The following is a 21,464-nucleotide window of genomic DNA, read 5'->3' as shown; positions in this document are numbered from 1 at the left end:
CTTGATTTTTAGAATCCGCTATATCTTAAGCCAATCGTTCATTTACAGCGCATTCCGCAAAAAAAGTGTGCTCATTCCACTATACAAAATCAAAGTTGGCGTGCATTTTGCTTAATTTGCATCAATTCAGTCCGCTATTTGGAACGCTTAATGCTTTATCAAGATGCCATTGCGCTATTTTAATACAGGATACATTCGCTAATGGATCACCCTATTTCTATCGACTACCGACTTTTAGTGGACAATTTGACCACTGCGATTTTATTGGTCGACAGTAAATTAAATATTTTTTACTTAAATTCCTCTTGCGAAGCATTATTTGATATCAGTCTTTTACGTGCCTCTGGCCAACCTGCGCTTAATTTACTCCATGCGCCCAATGATGAGTTCAATACAGAAGAAGCACTTCTCAATACTTTAAACTCGGGACAACACTACACCCGTCGTGAAGCCATTATAAAGGTTAACTTTAAAGATATTCATGTTGACTATACAGTGTCACAGCTGAATTCAAATAAACCCTATCACCCTTTACTTTTAATTGAGATCAATCCGATTGATCGGATGCTCAAAATTTCCAAGGAAGAAAATTTCCTACAACAACATCAAGTCGCACGCCAACTCATTCGCGGTGTTGCACATGAAATTAAAAACCCTCTGGGCGGGATTCGTGGTGCTACACAACTGTTAGCACGTAGTCTCAATGATCCGCAATACAGCGAGTTCACTGATATTATTATTAGTGAAGTCGATCGCTTACGTAATTTAGCAGACACCATGCTTGGTTCTCGTCAGCTCCCAAGTTATGAGTTGGTGAATGTACATGAACCCTTAGAGCGTGTTCGTTCACTCATTACCAACCAAACCAAAAAGAAAATTAAGATCACCCGTGATTATGATTTGTCATTACCTGAAGTGATGGCCGATCGTGATCAACTAATCCAAGTCATGTTGAACATTAGCGTCAATGCAGTGCAAGCCATGACTGAAAATAAAGAGTTCTTTGTCGACCACCAACCTGAACTCATGTTACGCACCCGTATTCAACGTTTAGTGACCATCAATGGTGTACTGCAACGCTCCGTGGTACGGATTGATATCGAAGACAATGGTCCAGGCGTTCCAGAAGAAATTTTAGAATCCGTGTTTTACCCACTGGTCACGGGTCGTGCTAAAGGCACAGGACTGGGTTTAAGTATTGCGCAAAATATTATGCATCAACATAACGGAATGATTGAATGCCAATCTGTTCCCGGAAAAACAACTTTTAGCTTATATATACCTTGGGAGTTAAACCATGTCGCGAAATAAAATATGGGTAATTGATGACGATCGCGCCATGCGCTGGGTGCTGGAAAAAACGTTCAAAGAAGAAGGTTTTGACGTCACAAGCTTTGAAGAAGCTCAATCCGCTTTAGACCAACTCAGTTTAGATGCACCCGATGTGATTTTGACTGATATTCGTATGCCCGGCATTGATGGCTTAACTTTTTTAGCGAAAGTTAAAGCTAACTATCCTGACCTACCTGTCATTATTATGACGGCTCACTCCGACCTAGAGTCTGCTGTTTCAAGTTATCAAACAGGCGCATTTGAATATTTACCTAAGCCTTTTGATATTGATGAAGCCTTGGCTTTAGTGAATCGTGCGATTTTGCACATCACTAAAATGCAGCAGCAAGAATCAGCAAAAACGGTACAACCGATTCAATCGACCGAGATCATTGGCGAGTCTCCTGCCATGCAGGAAGTTTTCCGTGCGATTGGTCGTTTGTCTCAGTCACACATTACCGTGCTGATTAATGGTGAATCTGGTACAGGTAAAGAGTTGGTTGCGCATGCTTTACACCGTCACTCACCACGTAGCAGCAAACCTTTCATTGCGCTCAACATGGCCGCGATTCCAAAAGACCTGATTGAAACAGAACTTTTTGGTCATGAAAAAGGTGCATTTACAGGAGCAAATACACAACGACAAGGTCGCTTTGAACAAGCCAATGGCGGAACGCTGTTTTTAGATGAAATTGGCGATATGCCTTTTGAAACGCAAACGCGTTTACTGCGGGTACTGGCTGATGGCGAGTTTTACCGTGTCGGTGGTCATATTCCAGTAAAAGTAGATGTCCGTATTGTCGCAGCAACACACCAAGACTTAGAAAAACTGGTACATGATGGCCGCTTCCGTGAAGACTTATATCATCGTCTGAACGTGATTCGTATTCACATTCCAAAACTGGCACATCGTAGCGAAGACATCCCTATGTTGGCACAGCACTTCTTGGCACGTGCGGGCAAAGAATTAGGTGTAAGCCCTAAAATCCTTCGCCCAGAAACGCAAGAATATATGCAACAGTTACCTTGGCAAGGCAACGTACGTCAACTCGAGAACACCTGTCGCTGGCTAACAGTCATGATTACAGGACGTGAAGTCTATCCTGAAGATCTACCATCAGAACTGAAGCAAATTCCAATTACACGCTCAGGTGAAGATGCGCAGTCCGCACATAATCTAGACCGTATTGCAGTGCATCATTGGGATGAGTTATTGGGTCAATGGGCTGTACAGAAGCTAAAAAATGGCGAGATGAAAATTCTCGATATCGCCACCCCGATGTTCGAACGCACTTTAATCATTGCTGCGCTACAACAAACCCGTGGCCGTAAACGGCATGCGGCTGAGTTACTCGGTTGGGGGCGTAACACTCTCACCCGCAAACTCAAAGAACTCGGTATGGATACCGCAGATGATGAAAGTGAAGAAGAAGCTTTAGAAAACTAAAAGCAGCTTCATAACTGACTCAAAATAAAAGCGCCACAATGGCGCTTTTATTGTTTAAGCCGTGAAGCCTAAATAGCGTGAATAACCTTCGACACCAAGTGGTGCTTTTAATATAATAAATTTCGGGTAACTGGCTTGCGTTAACTCTTCAAACATAATGACTTGATCATCATGTGCATGGAGATCATCAACACTGCGCTGCATAGTCACTTCAAACTCATCTGTGATATATTCAAAGCCAATATCCATTGCAATAAATAAGGTATGTTCACAGGGCTGAACATACTGTTCTTGTGACCAATCAATCACCTGTTGTTGGCAGTGTGGACACGCTACAGGATCTGTCGCTTCACAGTCTAATGAGATCAATTGGTAAGTCATAATTTAGTTTTTAAACAAAGATGCTGCGAAGTTTAGCATAGGATAAAGTGCCTAGAACAATCATGTCGACTTTGGAAAATGCCATTGTATTGGCTACAACTCAACATGCAGGACAGCTCGATAAGGCTGGACAACCTTACATCCTGCATCCACTACGCCTCATGTTGCAATTTTCCAATCCCACCCTACAAATCATTGCTGTGTTGCATGACATTTTGGAAGATACCGCAACGACTGCTGAAGACTTAAAAGAGCTTGGCTTCAGTACCGAAATTATTCAAGCCATACAAGCCCTCACCAAACAAACAGGCGAATCCCGTTTGGAAGCAGCCAAACGCACTGTATTAAACCCTCTTGCAACCCAAGTCAAATATGTTGATGTGCTAGACAATATGAACCTTGCGCGCATAAACAATCCAACATCTCGCGACTTTGCACGTTTTGAGGAATATAAAATGGTACTTGAGATACTCGAACAAGCAAAAAAACACAGTTAAACATCTTGAATAATTAAGTCTTTTTAATTGAATCTCTACAATTTCAAAATTGACAAATCGCAACGATCACTTTTTAATTAAGCACATCGTTGCACAAATGGACATGGTGAATGTTAAGCGATTTAGATGATTTTTATTGTTTTGCTCAAGTGGTTGAACATGGCGGGTTTAGTGCAGCAGAACGCGCAACAGACATTCCCAAATCCAAGCTCAGTCGACGCGTGTATAATCTTGAAGAGTGCTTAGGGGTCCGTCTCATTCAACGCAGTTCTCGACATTTCGCAGTGACCGATATCGGGATGAACATTTACCGTCATGCACAAGTGATGATGAATGCTGCACAAGCCGCACACGACTTGGTCGATCATCTCAGCTTACAACCCCGTGGTGTGATCAAACTCAGCCTACCTGTCTCAATTGCACAAAATGAAATTGCACGCATTCTTCCAGGATTCTTAAAAGCCTACCCTGAAATCAAAGTACAAATGATGGTGACCAATCGCCGAGTTGACATTATCAATGAAGGTTTTGATATTGCCCTTCGTGTCCGCTCTAACTTAGATGATGATCCAAGTTTAGTGATTCGCAAATTTGAGAACATCGAACAGCATTTATTTGCCAGCCAAGCGTATTTGAATGAATTTGGCGAACTGAAACAACCCGAAGATTTAAGCCAGCATCATATTTTGAGTATGGTCGATGAGCATTTAGATCAACACATCATCGTACATAATGATGCACAGCAACAAAAGAAAATACGTGTAAACCCTGTAGTGATGGGCTCTGATTTGAGCATGTTGGCGCAACTGGTCCGTAAAAACTGCGGTATTGCCTTACTTCCAGACAGCATCGTACAAGATATGGTAAAAAGTGGTGAGCTGGTTCGTGTCCTGCCCGACTGGAAAGCACCGCATGGTATTTTTCATGCAGTATATCCTTCACGTCGTGGTTTACTGCCTGCTGTACGTGTGTTTATTGATTATTTAATTGATCAATTGAGTTCAAATAAGTCCCTTTAAACCAAGCCAATATAGACTCAATGCCTAAAAAATAAATATTTTTGGAAAAAAAGAGCTTAACCGAGGTGGATAAGCTCATAAACTTTCAAAAATAAGAAACTACAGCGAGTATCTTGGAAACTATTTTAGTGAAAACATAAAGCCCAGACCAATAGCTTACATGTATAAGTTTTAATCAAAAAGCATCAAAGATACGACAAATAAAGGGGCTTAGAAATATCAGTTATTGCTTTTAAGACTTAATTTAGCTTTTAGACCACAAAGCTAGACCAAAGTCTAAAATTTAACCGCACACAAAACATCAAGTTAAATTTCTGGATAACTGCCCGTGCCTTCAGGCCAAGGAGACAGCAACTCAAAACCTGTTTCAGTCACGAGTACCATATGCTCCCACTGCGCAGTCAAAGAGTGATCTGCTGTAACAACGGTCCAACCATCCTTAAGTTCTTTGACATGTGCTTTACCCATATTAATCATCGGTTCAATGGTAAACACCATGCCCGCTTTAAGTTGCATTCCTTTACCCGGTTGACCATAGTGCAATACGCTTGGCTGTTCGTGATACACCTTACCGATACCATGACCACAATATTCACGTACCACACTATAGCCTCCACGGTGCGCAACTGTCTGGATGGCATAACCAATATCACCCAAAGTGGCACCTTGCTTCACAGCATGAATACCTGCAACCATCGCCTCATAAGTCGTATCGACTAGCTTTTTAGCTGCTGGCTTTACTGTACCTACGTAATACATACGACTAGTGTCACCAAAGTAGCCATCTTTAATAATCGCCACATCAATATTAATAATATCGCCATCTTTCAATACAACATTCGGCGATGGGATGCCGTGACAGACCACTTCATTTGGTGAAATACAGGTAGTCTTGGTATAACCGTGATAACCAATATTGGCAGGCGTTACTTTTAGAGTATTTACAATGAAGTCATGACAAATATCATCTAGATATTCCGTCGTAACGCCTGGCTTCACATGCTCACCAATCATCGCTAAAACTTCGGCAGCCAAACGACCAGATATACGCAGTTTTTCTACATCTTGTTCAGTTTTTATGCTCACATTTAAGCCACGCATTGAAATACCCTCAATTATGAAGTCGCAAGTATAGTCCTTTTCACATTGTTTTTGTTCAAACTTAAATCGTCTTACGATAGTAAAGCCTCATATTGAAAATAATTTGTATAGTTTTAAGCCACTCAAACTACAATATTGGATGATCAAAATATTAAAACCCAAGCTTTTAATATTTATAATTTTTCTATTTTAAAATGGATAATCAAACACATATATCAACCCATTTTTTACGTGTTGATATATTCACTTTTCATCTTATAAAAAAATTTAATACTACCCATGAAATAAATTAGCCAAAAATACACTTATGCACTAAAATCGTCCCCTTTGTTCAACTCGATCTCCCTTTTATGACAAGTCTCCGTACTCGGGATATTGTTGCTTTGGGTTTTATGACTTTCGCACTCTTCATTGGTGCGGGCAACATTATCTTTCCACCGATTGTGGCTCAACAAGCGGGTGAACATGTTTGGCTAGCAGCGTTTGGTTTTCTAATCACCGCTGTAGGCTTACCTGTCATCACTATTATTGCGCTATCTCGTGTCGAGGGTTCGATTCAGATTTTAAGTTCGCCATTGGGTAAAATAGCCAGTCTCATTTTAACCATTACATGTTACTTAACTGTCGGACCACTGTTTGCAACACCACGCACAGCAACCGTTTCCTATGAAATAGGTTTTTCATCTTATCTTGGAACATCAAGTAGCAGCTTGCTGATCTATAGTGCAATTTACTTTAGTGTCGTCACTCTCATTGCACTGTATCCAAACAAGATTTTAGATACGGTTGGTTATGTACTTTCTCCGTTAAAGATCTTATCTTTAGCCACCTTAGGTATCGCCGCAATGGTGATTCCAACAGGTTTTGTTCCACCAGCCATTAACAACTATATTGATAGCCCTGTTTCTGAAGGTTTTGTCAATGGTTACCTGACCATGGATACTTTAGGTGCACTGGTTTTTGGTATTGTAATTATTCAAGCCATTCGTTCACGTGGGGTCAGCAACCCTAAGCTAATTACACGTTATGCAGTGATTGCAAGTATTATCTCTGGTATTGGCTTAACTTTAGTTTATCTAAGCTTATTCAAACTTGGCCTCGGAAGTCACGAAGTCGCAGCAAATGCGAGCAATGGTGCAGTGATCCTGCATGCATATGTTCAACATGCATTTGGTGACTTAGGTTCATTTTTCCTGTCAGGTATGATTTTCATTGCGTGTATGGTTACTGCGATTGGTCTAACCTGCGCATGTGCCGAATATTTCAGCTCAATTTCTAAAATTGGGTACAAAACTTGGGTCTTCATCCTGATTGGCTTCTCTTTTGTTATTTCCAATTTAGGTTTAACCAAACTGATTGCCTTTTCTGTGCCTGTTTTAAGTGCAATCTATCCACCAGCGATTGTGGTGATTATGCTGAGCTTTGGCTGGAAATACTTTAACCATCCTAGACGTGTAATTGCACCAGTTACAGCTATTTCATTAGTCTTTGGTATTCTTGATGGTTTAAAAGTGGCCAACTTTGAACTTCCTTATGCCCTCACTCACCTGCCACTTGCGGAACAAAATCTTGCATGGCTAATTCCATCACTCATTGTATTTATCATTGCAGTTGTGATCGACAAAGTGAAAAAGTAAACACAAACTGATGTCATTAAAATCTTGTTTTACCCAAACCTGATTTTAATTATGATCAATATTTGTCACATTTTATCCAAATGGACATATATTGTTTCATTTTAGCTCACATCAGTTTTTGTACATTTCTATACATAAACCATACACCGCTAAAGTCGTATACCAAGCCCTTCATATCTCTTATAAATTTAGAATTAGAAAACAAAAAACCCGTTAAAGCCCATCCTATCATGCCATTCATGGCATCAATATTGCTTTATACAATGGGCATATAAGCTTAGGCAGAACATTTATTTGCTATCTTATACCGTACGGAAATACTATTTATTCGCTAAAAAAATGCTACATACTTATATTTTGATTGGTATAACATAATTTTTCTGAAAAATAGTTTGTTTTGCTCTTGATCAACTCAAATTTTAGCAGTACAACAGTATGAACTAACCCGACTAAATACATTGGTTTTTAGTCAAAAACTCAAGGAGGGATGGAGATGTTATCATTACATTTCAACAAGCAAGTCTTCATTAGCGCTCTGAAGGCAAACAAGAATATGGTGACGTATTTAAGTACCACCATTGCCCTGATGGTTATTATGATCATGCATGGCTTAATTCAAGGTAACCTTAAAGCTGAATATTTTATTTATGCTATTGTCGTTTCACTGGCCTTTTACTTATGGGCAGTTGTCGACCAAAAATTCCGAAAGGCCACACAGTCAATTGACTAGCAAACAGGTGGATGATCAGTCATCCACCTTTGTAAAAGTACCAAGACTAAAAATCATAACAACTTAAAATAAACCTAAAAACATACCCCATAATAATCCAAAAGTTGCCACAATTTCCCCTACAACCAAAGCCATCATTGCCATCACCATGACGGATTTGGGTAAAATCCATTTGCCTAAAATGTGCGGACTACGAAACTGGTTATTGGTATCTTGTAATACACCATGCACAATATAGCTCAGTATCGAAAAGCTAAAAAAGAATAGATTAATTGCCACAAACAACATATTTACAGGCTCTGACCACACTGAAATGACCGCCATGACGGCAATGATTAAGCTAGCAGGTGCATATAGCAAACTACTACGATGTGCGATATCGACATAATAATGTGCGCGAAATTGTGGCGAATGGCGAATTTGAGCATATTTCCACACCCCAGTTAGCATGCCTACAAATAGAAAAATTGCACTGAATAAAAGTGCGAATTTAACTGACATCTCTAATTCAACAAACTGCATGTGTTTTCCTTTTTATTTTCGATCCATTTTATACAAATCCGCTTGACTTTAAAGTCATAGATTTGACAAGTTTCTTTTTGGAACTCAAGTAAAGTATGAACAACTTAAATCTATACGCCAACCATGCAGAATTACGAAACGCTCAACATCACCTGTTCCGACCATTATTCACTCAGTGGACGCTTTTATACTGCCCAAGCTACGCAGCAAACCTTTCCTATTTTAATCTGCCCTGCAACTGGCATTACCCAACAGTTTTACCACCATTTTGCATCGTGGCTTGCTGAACAAGGTTATGCTGTTTTGGTTTTTGACTTCCGTGGAATTGGGAAATCTCTGCACGAACCACTTAAACAGTCAAAAGCGAGTATTGTACAGTGGGGACAATTGGATATTCCTGCTGCAGTAGATGCTCTATTAGATAAAACCCAAGCAACTCAAGTGATCTTGCTCGGGCATAGTGCAGGTGGGCAACTTTTAGGTATTAATCCCAACTTTAAAAAAGTGGCAAAGGTCGTAGCTATTGCTGGTTCTACTGGACACGTTAAAGACTTAAAGGGCCGCACCAAACTACTCGCTCCAGTCATGTTTAAGCTAATCTTCCCAATTGCTCGATATACATTGGGCTACGGCCCAACTCAAGCCATCGGGATGGGTGAAAACTTGCCTAAAGATGTGGCACGTGAATGGGCACAGTTTTGTAGCAAACCTGGTTATGTCATGAATGCCATAGGAAATACAGTCCAAGAGGACTTCCACCATCAAATTCGTTGCGCCATTACCTCAATTTGGGCATCGGATGATGAAATTGCCACTCAGGCCAATGTCAAAGGACTGCTTAACCTCTATCCCAATGCACAAACAGAACATATTGAATTAAAACCACAGGCTTATGGGCACAAAAGCATTGGTCACATGGCCATGTTTAAACGTTCCCACCAAAACTTATGGCCCAAAATTGCAGCACAACTGCAGGCTTAACCTCATATAAATCACGACCTCACGTATTACACCAGTTCAAGCACTCAATGTCTGAACTGGTGTAATTCTAACCAGCAAGCGCTATATTTAACTAAAAACCACAAGCATTGATAAATTTAGTTTTATTAATTGATAAATAAATATTATATTTCCATCACAAATTTTTATTAAGTCATAGTTCATGTGATGTCTATCGCATGTTCTAGAGATGGATGAATCATGTCTGCACAACAGCAACGTCAGCTTAATCATGGGCTGAGCAACCGCCATATTCAGTTGATTGCTTTAGGTGGCTCTATCGGTACGGGTCTATTTTTAGGCATTTCTCAAACCATTAAACTGGCGGGTCCCTCTGTCATTTTAGGTTATGCACTTGCAGGTTTAATTGCCTTTTTTATGATGCGCCAATTAGGTGAAATGGTGGTTGAGGAACCAGTGAGTGGCTCTTTTAGCTATTTCGCCTATAAATTTTGGAGCCCTTTTGCAGGCTTTATGTCGGGCTGGAACTATTGGGTGCTCAATGTCTTAGTCTGCATGGCAGAGCTAAGTGCCATCGGCCTCTATGTCCAATATTGGTGGCCTGAAATTCCAACGTGGATTTCAGCACTTGGTTTCTTTGTACTGATCAATGCCATCAACCTGCTGCATGTCAAAGTCTTTGGCGAAACTGAATTTTTATTCTCCATGATTAAAATTCTCGCGATCATTGGCATGATTGGATATGGGGCTTGGTTGCTTACCAGTGGGCAAGGTGGCGAAACTGCTTCCATTTCCAACCTATGGGCTCTAGGCGGTTTCTTTCCTAATGGTCTTTCAGGCTTAATCATGGCAATGGCCATCATTATGTTTTCTTTTGGTGGAATTGAATTGGTCGGTATTGCTGCGGCAGAAACCAAAAATCCAACGACAACTATTCCTAAAGCCGTAAACCAAATTGTCTATCGTGTTTTATTGTTTTATGTACTAACCATTATTGTTCTGCTTTCCTTATTTCCATGGAATCAAATTGCAGAAGGTGGTAGTCCTTTTGTTTTGATCTTTGACTCATTGGGCAGTCAAGGCGTTGCAACTGTACTGAACTTTGTAGTTTTAACTGCAGCCATCTCGGTATATAACGGCACCAGCTATGGCACCAGTCGCATGCTCTTGGGACTTGCTGAGCAAGGCAATGCACCACAGTTCTTAAAGAAGATTAACCAGCGAGGCATCCCTTATGCTGCTATTTTATGCTCTGCACTGGTGACATTGATCTGTGTGGTACTGAATTATATTTTTCCAGAAAAAGCCTTTAAGTTGCTGATGAGTCTTGTGGTTTCAGCGATTGTAATTAACTGGATGATGTTGGCACTGACTCATTTAAAGTTCAAGCAACACATGCTGGCTTTGAAAAAGCCGACTTTATTCCCTGTGCTGATGTATCCGTTAAGTAATTACATTTGCATTATATTTATGCTAGGGATTTTAGTAGTGATGTGGCTGACACCTGATATGCGTATTGCGGTGGCATTGATCCCACTCTGGATTGGATGTTTAACGCTTACCTATTGGTTTAAGCAAAAGCGAATGAAGCAGAAGATACTGTAAATAAGTGCGTAAATAACACCATGTAAAGGCACCCTTCCCTTAAATGGTGTTATTTACAAATCAAAGCCAATCTCCCAAATGACTTTGATTGAATAAGCTTATTGTAATCAGAAGACGCTTCAATAGTTTCTCTATTATTTGCTTGTTTCAAAGTATTTTTGAGAAATATTTTCACATAAAACCATTTATAAAGAAAATTATTAGCAGGAATTGCACATGAATGACAATCACCATGTTTTAGATAAAATTGACCGCCGTATTTTGTCAGAACTTCGTCAAGATGGGCGTTTGACTGTGACTCAGTTAGCTGAAAAAGTTGGTCTTTCCTCCTCCCCTTGTTGGACACGGCTTAAACGTCTTGAAAATGCAAAGATTATTGAAGGCTATACTGCCAATATCAATCCCAAAGCGATTGGGATTAATGAATTGTTTTTTATTGAAATTACACTTGAGCGCCATGATGATGAAATTTTGGAGCAATTTAGTGAAGCACTGGCCTATATGCCCGAAGTCGTTGAGGCACACTTAGTCACAGGTGATTATGACTACTTACTCAAAGTCGCCGTAAAAAATGCAGAACACTATGAACGCTTTTTACGTAAGAACTTATACTCCATGAAAGGTGTGCGTCATACGCGGTCTATTTTTGCCTTACGTCCATTAAAACTTGAAAACAAAGCAGATTTAACCCTCATTGAATAAGAGCTGAAAATATTTAAGGAATATGCTTTAATATACTTAGTATGAGATGAGCCTTATATGAGTATGGCGCGAGCTATACGACTAGCCCCTGAAAAATGGGGCTTTTTAATGTCTATTATTTAACAACATCCGTGTGTCGTATTCTATTTTTTGGATTTTTCCAAATGAATCGAAATTAATTGGGCTCAATGTCATAAACCCAATTCCTAGCTTGTTGCTCTGTTGTCGTTTCACACACATAGTAGTCATGGTCCCATGCGTCTTGATGGAAAATTTCCATTTTTCGATAAGTCACGTTTTTAGCGTTTTCGACACAGACGAAACTACCGCCTTGGTCTTTGACTTGAGTTCCATTGAGGAAACCACCAATACAGAGGAATCGAGATTGCTTTGCCATTAATACATCAACTTTTTAAAGCACTTACATGTAAGGATTAAACGATGCATTGATTGATCTGTAAAGCTAAAGTTAATAGATTCCATAAACTCAAATTTCTGGATACTAATGCTTTAGAAATAATTCTAACCAAGCTTTTCATTACTTAAAGTCTGATATGTCATCCCAAATGAAGGATTATATTTGCGTGCTTCATCTAACTCCAACATAGGAATATTCACAACCTTTCTATGTTTTTTTCCGAAAGAATCTACTATACAAATCTTTATTTTAGTTTTGTGATTCTTTACTACAGGCGACATTGCACCCCAACTCTCAGCCTGTTCAAAATATACAATTCCATTTGTACCCTTACCTACTTCTATAAACTTTTCTACTTTATTAGGAGCAAGATTATTTAGTTGAGTTAAAAATGGATAAACTTTTACTCTATCACCAATTTCACATTGAAAATCATCCAAAGCAATCGTTTGATTATTTATCCAAAACCATCCCAAGCGATACTTAACCCAATTAAAGCTAAATGGAATAATATTCCATTTATACGCAATATGTATTTTTTCAATACTAGATGGCAAGTTACCAACATTTTTAAGATTTAGATAAAGAACTACAGCTGTAATATGAGCTTCATATCCATGAAAAATCCGACCAGTCTTAAAAGTACAAGCAAATGTAGGCCCTTCAATCGTATCAATTAAAAATTTAGGTTTATTATTTAAATATTTTAAAATCCAACTAAAAAAGGCAATTATCAATCCAAATAAAAATATAAGTAAAGCCAATACACCTTGATTTGCATTTAGATAAACAGGGTCTATATATTTTTCCATTTATACCTTTCTATTATAATTTAGATTATTGTCATAAAAATAAGGGCTGATTACTCAGCCCTTATCTTATACCGCTTATTGCTTAATTAACAAAGAATTAAGTCAACTGAGCAGCAGCAATTTTCTTCGTATCAATCTCAGATGCAGGTTTAGTATAGTCTGTCATCTTGTCGAAGCTTAAGTATTGGTAGATGTCAGCAGACATGCTATCAATCTGAGCTGCATACTGTTGGTATTCTTCTGGAGTTGGTAATTTACCAAGTACAGCAGCAACAGATGCAAGTTCAGCAGACGCTAAGTAAACGTTTGCACCTTGACCTAAACGGTTCGGGAAGTTACGTGTAGAAGTCGATACACAAGTTGTGTTCGGCGCTACACGCGCTTGGTTACCCATACATAATGAACAACCTGGCATTTCAGTACGCGCGCCAGCTTTACCATAAGTATTGTAGAAACCTTCTTCCATCAATTGACGCTCATCCATACGCGTAGGCGGAGCAATCCACAAACGAGTTGAAAGTACGCCACCAGGAACTTTCTCCAACAACTTACCAGTTGCACGGAAGTGACCGATGTTAGTCATACATGAACCAACGAATACTTCGTCAATTTTCACGCCTTGAACGTCAGAAAGCAATTTCGCATCATCTGGGTCATTCGGGCAGCAAAGAACTGGTTCAGTAATTGTCGCAAGGTCAATTTCATACACTTTCGTGTATTCAGCGTCAGCATCAGCTTTAAGAAGTGATGGGTTCGCTAACCATTTTTCCATGTTCTCTACACGACGAGCCATAGTACGCGCATCGCCATAACCTTCAGAAATCATCCACTTCAACATTGTGATGTTTGATTTCAGGTATTCAGCAACTTTCTCTTCAGAAAGTGTAATAGAACAACCCGCAGCAGAACGTTCAGCAGACGCATCAGAAAGTTCGAATGCTTGTTCAACAGTGAGGTCAGTTTCCATTTCTGTTAAGTCGATCTCAAGGATACGGCCAGAGAAGATGTTTTTCTTACCTTTCTTCTCTACAGTTAAGTCACCTTGCTGAATCGCAACGTAAGGAATTGCATGTACAAGGTCACGTAGTGTGATACCAGGTTGCATTTTACCTTTGAACTTAACAAGTACAGATTCAGGCATATCTAGTGGCATAACACCAGTCGCAGCAGCGAATGCTACAAGACCAGAACCCGCTGGGAATGAAATACCAATTGGGAAACGTGTATGTGAGTCACCACCAGTACCAACGGTATCTGGAAGAAGCATACGGTTTAACCAAGAGTGGATAATACCGTCACCTGGACGTAGAGATACACCGCCACGGTTCATGATGAAATCAGGAAGCGAGTGTTGCATTTGAACGTCAACTGGCTTTGGATATGCAGCTGTGTGACAGAAAGATTGCATAACGAGGTCAGCAGAGAAGCCTAGGCAAGCTAAGTCTTTCAATTCGTCACGAGTCATTGGACCAGTGGTATCTTGCGAACCAACAGTTGTCATCTTAGGTTCACAGTAAGTACCTGGAAGTACGCCTTGACCTTCAGGAAGACCACATGCGCGACCAACCATTTTCTGTGCTTGAGTGAAACCTTTGCCAGTAGCAGCAGGTTGAACTGGAGTACGGAATAACGTAGATGGAGCAAGGCCTAAAGCTTCACGTGCTTTAGCAGTTAAGCCACGACCAACGATTAGGTTGATACGACCACCTGCACGTACTTCGTCTAGAAGTACTGGAGTTTTAAGTTCAGCATCAGCAATGACTGCACCATCTTTAGTTGCAGTTACTTTTGCAGCAGCATGATCAATGTTAAGAACGATTTCATCGCCCATGTTCATGTTTGCAACATCAATTTCGATTGGCAACGCGCCAGCATCTTCCATTGTGTTAAAGAAAATCGGAGCGATTTTAGAACCTAAGCAGTAACCACCGTCTTTTTTGTTCGGGATGTGAGCAATTTCGTCACCGAAGAACCAAAGTACAGAGTTCGTTGCAGATTTACGAGATGAACCTGTACCAACAACGTCACCAACGTATGCAACTTGGTTGCCTTTTGCGATCAAGTCTTTGATTTGGTTTAATGGACCAACTTCACCAGGAACTTCTGGGTTAATACCGTCACGTACGTTTTTCAACATTGCATTTGCGTGCAATGGAATGTCTGGACGGCTCCAAGCGTCTTGTGCAGGTGACAAGTCATCAGTGTTGGTTTCGCCAGTTACTTTGAAAACTGTAAGTTTGATTTCAGTCGGAACGTCTTTACGAGTCGTGAACCATTCGGCATCAGCCCAAGATTGCATAACCGCTTGCGCATTCGCGTTACCCGCTTTTGCTTTATCTGCAACGTCATGGAACGCATCAAATACAAGAAGCGTTTTCTTGAGTGCTTCAGCTGCTAATTCAGCAAGTTCAGCATCATCAAGAAGTGCAACTAAAGGAGCAACGTTATAACCACCAAGCATAGTGCCTAGTAAGTAAACCGCACGTTCTTTAGAAACTAATGGTGAAGTCGCTTCGCCTTTAGCCAAAGCAGCTAAGAATGCAGCTTTAACGTATGCAGCTTGGTCAACACCCGCTGGAACACGGTTTTCTAGTAAATCAACTAAAAATGCTTCTTCGCCAGCTGGTGGGTTTTTTAATAATTCAACTAATGCAGCTGTTTGAGCATCGTCAAGTGGCTTCGGTGGGACTCCGAGTGCGGCACGTTCTGCAACGTGTTGGCGGTAAGCTTCTAGCACGGTGTTATTCCTCTTTTTTAAAAAATTATTTACGTATTCCTGCTTTAATTAAAGCTACATAAATAATATGGACTGCTAAATTTTACTAAAATTCCAGTTAAAAGTTAATGCAAGCAGCGTGTTTCTTCGTGATGCCCATTATTTTCTAACTAAATGATGTTCATACCGATTGCACAATGAATACCACATTTACTGCTATTTGCTCAGTCTTTAACACATTAACTTTGGACTGGTATTTAAAAACAAAAAGGCAACTCATGTTGCCTTTTTTTTCCAAATATAAGTATTCAACCTTAGTGTACTGTTGTGGCTTGAATATATTGCTTAAAACTTTCCCGACATCCTTCAAATTTCATCTGAATTTCGTCGTCATGTAAGTTTTGGTGCGCCGAACCGGCAAATGAAATTTGAACCAAAAACCGTGTAGGTTCATGTTCAAGGGCTTGTTTAAAGTAAACCTGATCACCCAAGCTAAGGACATAGTGCCCTCCACCAATCACGGCCACGCCATTTTCATCTTCCAAGAGTAAATCTGCTTGATTTAAATAGCCGACAACTTTCATTTTCTGCTCCTCTCGTTTTTGTTCTCTTTTCATTATTCTTTATTTTTATATGCTTTTCTATATATATGATTTAGTGTTTTGTCACAAAAAATACCAACTTAAAATAAAAAACCGTTCATTAGAACGGTTTGTAATCTGGCATGTCTTTATGAGGGGTCGCTATACATTTTTCAGTGTATGCTGCACGAACTTTTTCTCGTGCCCCTTCAATATCGCTCTTAATGTCCGCTTCAGGCAAAGCATATACATGCTCAATAATATCTAAGATAAATGCTTTGGTCGTCGCATCTTCTACCTTATTGGCATGTTCAATTGCTTTGTCTTTTTCAATTGCATTTTGACGATCTAGCATAATCGAACGTGCTGCATTTCCTACACTTTTACAATAGCCATGCCATTGTTCTTCTGGCGTTAACGGTTTTTTTTCTGCACAACCCACCAAAGCAATGGCAGCAGCCAAAACAAATAACTTTTTCATTACAACTCTCCTATGTGCCCTATCATAATCAAACTTTTAAAAATGAAGAACCATTCCCCTGCTTTAAATGTGAAAAAGCCCAGATTTGGGCTTTTTGACTGAGCAAATTAACCGCAGTTCGCTTGAACTACTTTATTGGTCTTTGGATCAACCGTTACTGTCACTCGGTCTTCACGATAATCCATCGTGACTGGCTGCCCAGGTTGGACTAAACGCACTATCTTCGCACTGGTTTTTTGCTTAATCTGCGCTTCCGTTAAATTCGACTGACCAATCAAGGCTGTCGCTTGCTCTGCGACACATTTGCTCTGGCTAGCACGGAACAGTGCCCACTCTTCAATAACTTGACCATTGGGCAAATGACAATATCCCACTTCACCATTCGCTTCTTTTCGAGTCTCTAATTTGCCACCCTGTTCAATACAAAAAGTACTGGCAGGATTTGCCATACCAATATTGGGCTTTTCTGCTTCATTCTTTTGTGCAGTACTACAACCAGACAAAGCTGCCACAATCAATCCGAGCATTACAGTTTTTTTCATAAAGGGGATTTCTTTAAATAAAAGATCAACATAGCAAATAAGCACGAATGAAACTGTGCGAGTTTTGCAAAATATTGAACAAAAAAGAAAAGCCCATCAAAAGATGGACTTCTTATACTTAAAACTTGCCTTGTTAAGCCTGTTTTAGTTAACTGAATGGATATCCAGCTCTTCATTTTTCGCTAAAACGACCGAAGCCAAAATTGGCGTACCTAAAATGAATGGTACGGAAAAAATCCAAAAAATCACGGTATAGTGAGGATCAAAGAAAAATTGAATAGCAAGTGCCACCAAAATTAAAACGGAAAATAGAATTGCAGCAAAACGCATTACAAATTTGATTGGCATTATGATCTTCACTCTTAATTTAGCTAGTCCATTTACTATACACCTACTTTTAATATGGCTTAATTGATTTTAAGTATCTTCTGTCTGTTATTTATAGATTTTATTCATCTACACAAAGACTATTTATTCTGAAAAATAATGCGCCATTTGACCGAAGATAAGCCCACATCAATGTAGGCTTATCTGGAAATAGATGCGTTAGAACTTCCAGTTCTGTGACTATTGTTTGGCATTTAATGTATTTGGCAATCAATAACTATAAGTAGTTGTAAACAGTGATATTGAACTTAGCTTATACTTTGCAATGACTATATATAGTAGTCTACATCTATAACTCAACAGTCTACATATCAGTCTACATTTTTTCGTTTTGATTATACCTATATATAGTCATCGTAATTTTTGTGGTTGATAGATGGAACTTATTAAATATGAAAGTATCAGATCTAACACCCAACCAACTTCCTTATGCTCTCTCTAAAGCAATGAAAGTAAAGTCAGTGTCAGTGATCGACTGGGAGTTCTGTGGAAAGCTAATCGAAAAAGAAAAAATTAGCTTAGTGCGATCATATTCAAGATGGACTGCTTTTTATGTTGGTCCTCGTGCTGATAGTCGAGAAGCTGAACAAGTTGGTAATACTGCAATTGAAGCTGTGGTGAAGTGCTACATCGAGAAGAAATTGGGAGCTGATTTCAAATGACATTTTGATCATTTGAAAAAGCCATTAAGAAGTAATGGCTAGATAGCTCATGTAATAACACTTTTATTAAAATCTATTTACTTATTTAACGACATTACTTCTTCTTTGAACTCTTCATGGTCTATCTGACCTGTCAGGTAGCGTTGATAAAGAACCTCGTGCTTATAGGAAATCTCCAAATTGTATTTTTTATTCATTTCTTTTTGTGTATTAACTACTTGTAAACGCTTGTTCCACTCTTCCCCAGAAAAGTTCATGATCTATTTAAGCATTAGTTATAAAAATTAGAAAGGATAAGTCTATGTGTGCAAACTTCTAAAAATTGGGAAGTGAAATATAATAACAAACATGTATATGAGTTATGAAGAGGCAACAAAAAACCATGACAGAGGGAGTGATATGTCATGGTTTCATTATTCTATTGATGCTTGAAAATAAGAGCTTTTTAAGGGCTACAAATTTCGAAGATGGACTTTATAATTTTTACATGCAGCACAAAAATAATTCTAAAAACAATAAAAAAGTTTAAAATAGTCAAAATAGTATCAACAACATCATTGTGTATGATACTAGTTAAAATAATAGATACACATAAAACAAAAAACCAAATATATGATTTTAAAATGTAAAAAACAGCTTTCATATATTTCAAATCAAATAAAAAATTCAAATTTTCTTTGTTCATAACCATTAAATTAACTTAAAAATCTTACTACTTTCAAGGCTCTGAAAAAACATTTCAAAACTAGGGCGAATATCCTCACCTTCAAAAGTAATATATTTTAAATTTGAGTGATCTTGTAGGTCTACAATAGACTTATCAACTGTTGCTTGAATATTATATTCAGTACCAAATTGATCTTTTACGGTGACTTCTTTTTTTAACATAGATGGATCCTTAATTTAAATTATTTAGAAATTATATAACTTGATTAAATTACTTTATAATTTAACTTAAACATCTGATTTAAAGACGTATAAAAAGTTCTTCCATCTAGGTTCAAATCAACTTCTTTACCTGATTGAAGAAGTATTCGCTTACCCACTTCTATAGTTTTTAACCCATTACGAGTATTTTGTATTTTATTTAAAGGGATGAGCGACACTATAATTTCTGTACCATTTTTTGATTTTGCAATTAAATCGTTTATTTTTAACAATTTGTATCCTATTTCTGGAGGTTTTCTCGATTTGAAAAAACTTTAAAACTAACTTTCAATTTATAAAAAGCACTGTTTAGTGCTTTTTATTACTGTCAATTATTGCTTAGATAGCAACAATATTTACAGCATTTGGTCCTTTTTGACCTTGAGCTACACTAAACTCAACCATTTGGCCTTCAAACAGTGTTTTGAAACCTGAATTAGCAATTTCGCTAAAATGGGCAAAAACATCTGGACCTGATTCTTGCTGGATAAAACCGAAACCTTTAGTTTCGTTGAACCATTTTACAGTACCTTTAACAACATTCGAGTTTGACATAATAAATCCTACTGATTTTTTAATAATTGTGAGTCATTTGATTGACTGTTTATAACTTTGAAAATAATAAATTTTGAGACTTAAAATCTGAAAAAACGAAGGATTATGACTAAAACTGCGATACTTAAAGAAGATTTACCGAAACAAGACTTTTTTCTAGTTAAGTTAACTATACACTAAAAATTAATTTAATCAAGTTTTCTTATATATATATTTATTTATTTTATAAATTTTTAATTTTTACAATAAAATTAAACCTTTATTGTAAATACAGTGAGATGTTGTTACTCTGAAGCCCAGTAATATTGATAAGTAATGAATGCCATTTTATAACGCTGTAATAACAATTCTAGTTTTTTTAGTTTCGGGAATGATGATTTTTTCCCATATACAAAGCTCCTACCACCCTGCAAACTTTATTACTGCATCTATTGAAAAATAATTAAATTCAATATTAATCATATGTTTAATTGAAAAACATTAGTCATATAAATAAATTAATATAGAACTCTTATTTCTCTCACGATAAGCTAATAAGAAAGCCCTCACCTGAGAGCTTTCTCAATTCACACACTGTACACATACAGTGACATGTACCTTTGTCGAAATCGAATGCGCTATGCAGCCTGAAAGCAGGATGCACAGCAAGAGAAGATTAATTATCCTGAGCAGCATATTTCAAGTTATCTGCTACACGATTCGTCCAACCTTTTCCGTATGTTAGCCATGTTGAAAGTGATGTATAAAACTTCAATCGCTCAGCGGTTAAACTAAGTAATACATCATTCAGATCAAGCGCATTCACAGCCGCAATAGTTTTAGGACCAATAACCCCATCGGCAGTCACCCCAGCAACTTGCTGTAGCTCAATGATTGCTCGTTTTTTCCCAGCATTAATTGCAAAATCCCAAAGCTGAAAAACAATTGCCGAATGTAGTCCATTGGCACCGAGCTTATCCCACCAGTCCTTTTTATAAATTTCTTTGGCTTGGGCTAATGTGAGATTTTTAATATCAAGGTTTGGATAGGTGTTAGCAGCTAAGCCATACTTTGTACCTTTTAACGTACCTACACCAACTTTCCCACCAGTCCAGTTACCTGGATCACGTCTGTCATCACTGTAACCACCTTCATGACCAATCAACCGCTGAAAGGCCTGATCAAATGTAATGGAATTTGTGGGTAACGTGGCAAAGCCTAATAGTTTTGGTACAGGATGAATTTCAGGCTGTTTCTTCAAACGTGCAAGTACCATGGCCACACCAACAAACATCCCCACCCACTCAGCAATGTTTTCTGGGATCTTATTTTTCAGCTCTTGTGGGATTACATTCCACACACCTAAAAACTGCTCTAATAATAAAATCAAGGCATAAAAAAAGGCACTTGCTGCGCCCACTTGTACTGACTTGAGTTTCCAAGCCTGTTGCCAATTTTCAATAAGTTTCAT

General features: G+C 38.5%; 24 protein-coding genes. 10 read left to right on the top strand and 14 right to left on the bottom strand.

Features of this window, described 5'->3' with window-relative positions; translation table 11 throughout:
* Positions 1-201: 201 nt before the first annotated feature.
* Together glnL and glnG are read left to right on the top strand one after the other, a co-directional pair.
* Complete coding sequence (glnL, locus tag ACZ8ZH_RS07020) at positions 202-1,311, top strand: nitrogen regulation protein NR(II) (RefSeq protein ID WP_004696555.1); 1,110 nt, start codon at positions 202-204, stop codon at positions 1,309-1,311.
* Complete coding sequence (gene glnG / locus ACZ8ZH_RS07015; protein ID WP_086207624.1) at positions 1,298-2,779, top strand: nitrogen regulation protein NR(I); 1,482 nt, start codon at positions 1,298-1,300, stop codon at positions 2,777-2,779. Before glnL ends, glnG begins: the two co-directional genes overlap by 14 nt.
* Positions 2,780-2,833: 54 nt before the next feature.
* Here glnG and ACZ8ZH_RS07010 read toward each other — a convergent pair whose 3' ends face one another.
* Positions 2,834-3,160, bottom strand: coding sequence for a hypothetical protein (locus tag ACZ8ZH_RS07010; protein WP_086207625.1), 327 nt, complete (start codon positions 3,158-3,160; stop codon positions 2,834-2,836).
* A gap of 62 nt (positions 3,161-3,222) precedes the next feature.
* Here ACZ8ZH_RS07010 and ACZ8ZH_RS07005 point away from each other — a divergent pair, with 62 nt between their 5' ends.
* Positions 3,223-3,657, top strand: coding sequence for a phosphohydrolase (locus ACZ8ZH_RS07005; RefSeq protein WP_119062831.1), 435 nt, complete (start codon positions 3,223-3,225; stop codon positions 3,655-3,657).
* Between the two features lie 110 nt (positions 3,658-3,767).
* On the top strand, positions 3,768-4,676 hold the full coding sequence (locus tag ACZ8ZH_RS07000; RefSeq protein ID WP_119062832.1) for a LysR substrate-binding domain-containing protein: 909 nt from the start codon (positions 3,768-3,770) through the stop codon (positions 4,674-4,676).
* Between the two features lie 306 nt (positions 4,677-4,982).
* On the opposite strand, the gene map is transcribed toward ACZ8ZH_RS07000, so the two are convergent.
* On the bottom strand, positions 4,983-5,777 hold the full coding sequence (map, locus tag ACZ8ZH_RS06995) for a type I methionyl aminopeptidase (RefSeq protein WP_119062833.1): 795 nt from the start codon (positions 5,775-5,777) through the stop codon (positions 4,983-4,985).
* A gap of 350 nt (positions 5,778-6,127) precedes the next feature.
* On the opposite strand from map, the gene brnQ reads away from it, so the two are divergent.
* Entirely contained in the window at positions 6,128-7,414 is a 1,287-nt protein-coding gene (brnQ, locus tag ACZ8ZH_RS06990) for a branched-chain amino acid transport system II carrier protein (protein ID WP_110974147.1), read from the top strand.
* A gap of 493 nt (positions 7,415-7,907) precedes the next feature.
* Positions 7,908-8,144: a hypothetical protein gene (locus ACZ8ZH_RS06985; protein WP_086207630.1), complete on the top strand. Its 237-nt coding sequence runs from the start codon at positions 7,908-7,910 to the stop codon at positions 8,142-8,144.
* Between the two features lie 63 nt (positions 8,145-8,207).
* On the opposite strand, the gene ACZ8ZH_RS06980 is transcribed toward ACZ8ZH_RS06985, so the two are convergent.
* On the bottom strand, positions 8,208-8,666 hold the full coding sequence (locus tag ACZ8ZH_RS06980; RefSeq protein WP_086207631.1) for a hypothetical protein: 459 nt from the start codon (positions 8,664-8,666) through the stop codon (positions 8,208-8,210).
* Between the two features lie 123 nt (positions 8,667-8,789).
* Between ACZ8ZH_RS06980 and ACZ8ZH_RS06975 the strand changes: the two genes are divergently transcribed.
* The 3 genes from ACZ8ZH_RS06975 (at position 8,790) to ACZ8ZH_RS06965 (ending at position 11,933) form a co-directional block, all read left to right on the top strand.
* On the top strand, positions 8,790-9,647 hold the full coding sequence (locus ACZ8ZH_RS06975; protein WP_086207632.1) for an alpha/beta hydrolase family protein: 858 nt from the start codon (positions 8,790-8,792) through the stop codon (positions 9,645-9,647).
* 219 nt (positions 9,648-9,866) lie between these two features.
* On the top strand, positions 9,867-11,231 hold the full coding sequence (locus ACZ8ZH_RS06970) for an amino acid permease (RefSeq protein WP_119062834.1): 1,365 nt from the start codon (positions 9,867-9,869) through the stop codon (positions 11,229-11,231).
* A gap of 216 nt (positions 11,232-11,447) precedes the next feature.
* The gene (locus ACZ8ZH_RS06965; protein ID WP_119062835.1) at positions 11,448-11,933 is read left to right on the top strand and encodes an Lrp/AsnC family transcriptional regulator; all 486 of its coding nucleotides are present in this window, start codon (positions 11,448-11,450) and stop codon (positions 11,931-11,933) included.
* 175 nt (positions 11,934-12,108) lie between these two features.
* Here ACZ8ZH_RS06965 and ACZ8ZH_RS06960 read toward each other — a convergent pair whose 3' ends face one another.
* The 7 genes from ACZ8ZH_RS06960 to ACZ8ZH_RS06930 form a co-directional block, all read right to left on the bottom strand.
* A complete protein-coding gene (locus ACZ8ZH_RS06960; protein WP_119062836.1) occupies positions 12,109-12,330 on the bottom strand; it encodes a hypothetical protein in 222 nt (73 codons plus the stop codon).
* Between the two features lie 125 nt (positions 12,331-12,455).
* Positions 12,456-13,163: a hypothetical protein gene (locus tag ACZ8ZH_RS06955; protein ID WP_119062837.1), complete on the bottom strand. Its 708-nt coding sequence runs from the start codon at positions 13,161-13,163 to the stop codon at positions 12,456-12,458.
* Positions 13,164-13,260: 97 nt separating this feature from the next.
* A complete protein-coding gene (locus ACZ8ZH_RS06950) occupies positions 13,261-15,900 on the bottom strand; it encodes a bifunctional aconitate hydratase 2/2-methylisocitrate dehydratase (protein WP_110974152.1) in 2,640 nt (879 codons plus the stop codon).
* Between the two features lie 293 nt (positions 15,901-16,193).
* The gene (locus tag ACZ8ZH_RS06945) at positions 16,194-16,463 is read right to left on the bottom strand and encodes a hypothetical protein (RefSeq protein WP_470247891.1); all 270 of its coding nucleotides are present in this window, start codon (positions 16,461-16,463) and stop codon (positions 16,194-16,196) included.
* Positions 16,464-16,581: 118 nt separating this feature from the next.
* The gene (locus tag ACZ8ZH_RS06940; RefSeq protein ID WP_086207638.1) at positions 16,582-16,941 is read right to left on the bottom strand and encodes a hypothetical protein; all 360 of its coding nucleotides are present in this window, start codon (positions 16,939-16,941) and stop codon (positions 16,582-16,584) included.
* Positions 16,942-17,048: 107 nt separating this feature from the next.
* Complete coding sequence (locus ACZ8ZH_RS06935; protein WP_086207639.1) at positions 17,049-17,483, bottom strand: I78 family peptidase inhibitor; 435 nt, start codon at positions 17,481-17,483, stop codon at positions 17,049-17,051.
* 144 nt (positions 17,484-17,627) lie between these two features.
* The gene (locus tag ACZ8ZH_RS06930) at positions 17,628-17,831 is read right to left on the bottom strand and encodes a hypothetical protein (protein WP_086207640.1); all 204 of its coding nucleotides are present in this window, start codon (positions 17,829-17,831) and stop codon (positions 17,628-17,630) included.
* A gap of 431 nt (positions 17,832-18,262) precedes the next feature.
* Here ACZ8ZH_RS06930 and ACZ8ZH_RS06925 point away from each other — a divergent pair, with 431 nt between their 5' ends.
* On the top strand, positions 18,263-18,532 hold the full coding sequence (locus ACZ8ZH_RS06925; protein WP_119062838.1) for a phage protein NinX family protein: 270 nt from the start codon (positions 18,263-18,265) through the stop codon (positions 18,530-18,532).
* Between the two features lie 690 nt (positions 18,533-19,222).
* On the opposite strand, the gene ACZ8ZH_RS06920 is transcribed toward ACZ8ZH_RS06925, so the two are convergent.
* The 4 genes from ACZ8ZH_RS06920 to ACZ8ZH_RS06905 all read right to left on the bottom strand — a co-directional run bounded on the left by ACZ8ZH_RS06920 (position 19,223) and on the right by ACZ8ZH_RS06905 (position 21,464).
* Complete coding sequence (locus ACZ8ZH_RS06920; protein ID WP_119062840.1) at positions 19,223-19,420, bottom strand: hypothetical protein; 198 nt, start codon at positions 19,418-19,420, stop codon at positions 19,223-19,225.
* A 44-nt stretch (positions 19,421-19,464) separates the two neighbouring features.
* The gene (locus ACZ8ZH_RS06915) at positions 19,465-19,692 is read right to left on the bottom strand and encodes a hypothetical protein (protein ID WP_004693379.1); all 228 of its coding nucleotides are present in this window, start codon (positions 19,690-19,692) and stop codon (positions 19,465-19,467) included.
* A 106-nt stretch (positions 19,693-19,798) separates the two neighbouring features.
* A complete protein-coding gene (locus ACZ8ZH_RS06910; RefSeq protein WP_004693381.1) occupies positions 19,799-20,014 on the bottom strand; it encodes a cold-shock protein in 216 nt (71 codons plus the stop codon).
* Between the two features lie 655 nt (positions 20,015-20,669).
* Positions 20,670-21,464: a glycoside hydrolase family 108 protein gene (locus ACZ8ZH_RS06905; protein ID WP_228199362.1), complete on the bottom strand. Its 795-nt coding sequence runs from the start codon at positions 21,462-21,464 to the stop codon at positions 20,670-20,672.

Source organism: Acinetobacter sp. SW-226, from assembly GCF_055632855.1.
This window is presented reverse-complemented; position numbering and strand designations above follow the sequence as displayed.

Excerpts from the sequence above, each read along its gene's own strand:
- ACZ8ZH_RS07005 (WP_119062831.1), top strand. The coding sequence starts at position 3,223 with ATGTCGACTTTGGAAAATGCCATTGTATTGGCTACAACTCAACATGCA.
- ACZ8ZH_RS06910 (WP_004693381.1), bottom strand. The coding sequence starts at position 20,014 with ATGTCAAACTCGAATGTTGTTAAAGGTACTGTAAAATGGTTCAACGAA.
- ACZ8ZH_RS06985 (WP_086207630.1), top strand. The coding sequence starts at position 7,908 with ATGTTATCATTACATTTCAACAAGCAAGTCTTCATTAGCGCTCTGAAG.
- ACZ8ZH_RS06945 (WP_470247891.1), bottom strand. The coding sequence starts at position 16,463 with ATGAAAGTTGTCGGCTATTTAAATCAAGCAGATTTACTCTTGGAAGAT.
- ACZ8ZH_RS06975 (WP_086207632.1), top strand. The coding sequence starts at position 8,790 with ATGCAGAATTACGAAACGCTCAACATCACCTGTTCCGACCATTATTCA.
- ACZ8ZH_RS06960 (WP_119062836.1), bottom strand. The coding sequence starts at position 12,330 with ATGGCAAAGCAATCTCGATTCCTCTGTATTGGTGGTTTCCTCAATGGA.
- ACZ8ZH_RS06920 (WP_119062840.1), bottom strand. The coding sequence starts at position 19,420 with ATGTTAAAAAAAGAAGTCACCGTAAAAGATCAATTTGGTACTGAATAT.
- ACZ8ZH_RS07000 (WP_119062832.1), top strand. The coding sequence starts at position 3,768 with ATGTTAAGCGATTTAGATGATTTTTATTGTTTTGCTCAAGTGGTTGAA.
- ACZ8ZH_RS06965 (WP_119062835.1), top strand. The coding sequence starts at position 11,448 with ATGAATGACAATCACCATGTTTTAGATAAAATTGACCGCCGTATTTTG.
- ACZ8ZH_RS06905 (WP_228199362.1), bottom strand. The coding sequence starts at position 21,464 with ATGAAACTTATTGAAAATTGGCAACAGGCTTGGAAACTCAAGTCAGTA.
- ACZ8ZH_RS06935 (WP_086207639.1), bottom strand. The coding sequence starts at position 17,483 with ATGAAAAAAACTGTAATGCTCGGATTGATTGTGGCAGCTTTGTCTGGT.
- ACZ8ZH_RS06955 (WP_119062837.1), bottom strand. The coding sequence starts at position 13,163 with ATGGAAAAATATATAGACCCTGTTTATCTAAATGCAAATCAAGGTGTA.
- ACZ8ZH_RS06940 (WP_086207638.1), bottom strand. The coding sequence starts at position 16,941 with ATGAAAAAGTTATTTGTTTTGGCTGCTGCCATTGCTTTGGTGGGTTGT.
- ACZ8ZH_RS06970 (WP_119062834.1), top strand. The coding sequence starts at position 9,867 with ATGTCTGCACAACAGCAACGTCAGCTTAATCATGGGCTGAGCAACCGC.
- ACZ8ZH_RS06980 (WP_086207631.1), bottom strand. The coding sequence starts at position 8,666 with ATGCAGTTTGTTGAATTAGAGATGTCAGTTAAATTCGCACTTTTATTC.
- glnL (WP_004696555.1), top strand. The coding sequence starts at position 202 with ATGGATCACCCTATTTCTATCGACTACCGACTTTTAGTGGACAATTTG.
- map (WP_119062833.1), bottom strand. The coding sequence starts at position 5,777 with ATGCGTGGCTTAAATGTGAGCATAAAAACTGAACAAGATGTAGAAAAA.
- ACZ8ZH_RS06930 (WP_086207640.1), bottom strand. The coding sequence starts at position 17,831 with ATGCCAATCAAATTTGTAATGCGTTTTGCTGCAATTCTATTTTCCGTT.
- ACZ8ZH_RS07010 (WP_086207625.1), bottom strand. The coding sequence starts at position 3,160 with ATGACTTACCAATTGATCTCATTAGACTGTGAAGCGACAGATCCTGTA.
- glnG (WP_086207624.1), top strand. The coding sequence starts at position 1,298 with ATGTCGCGAAATAAAATATGGGTAATTGATGACGATCGCGCCATGCGC.
- ACZ8ZH_RS06925 (WP_119062838.1), top strand. The coding sequence starts at position 18,263 with ATGAAAGTATCAGATCTAACACCCAACCAACTTCCTTATGCTCTCTCT.
- brnQ (WP_110974147.1), top strand. The coding sequence starts at position 6,128 with ATGACAAGTCTCCGTACTCGGGATATTGTTGCTTTGGGTTTTATGACT.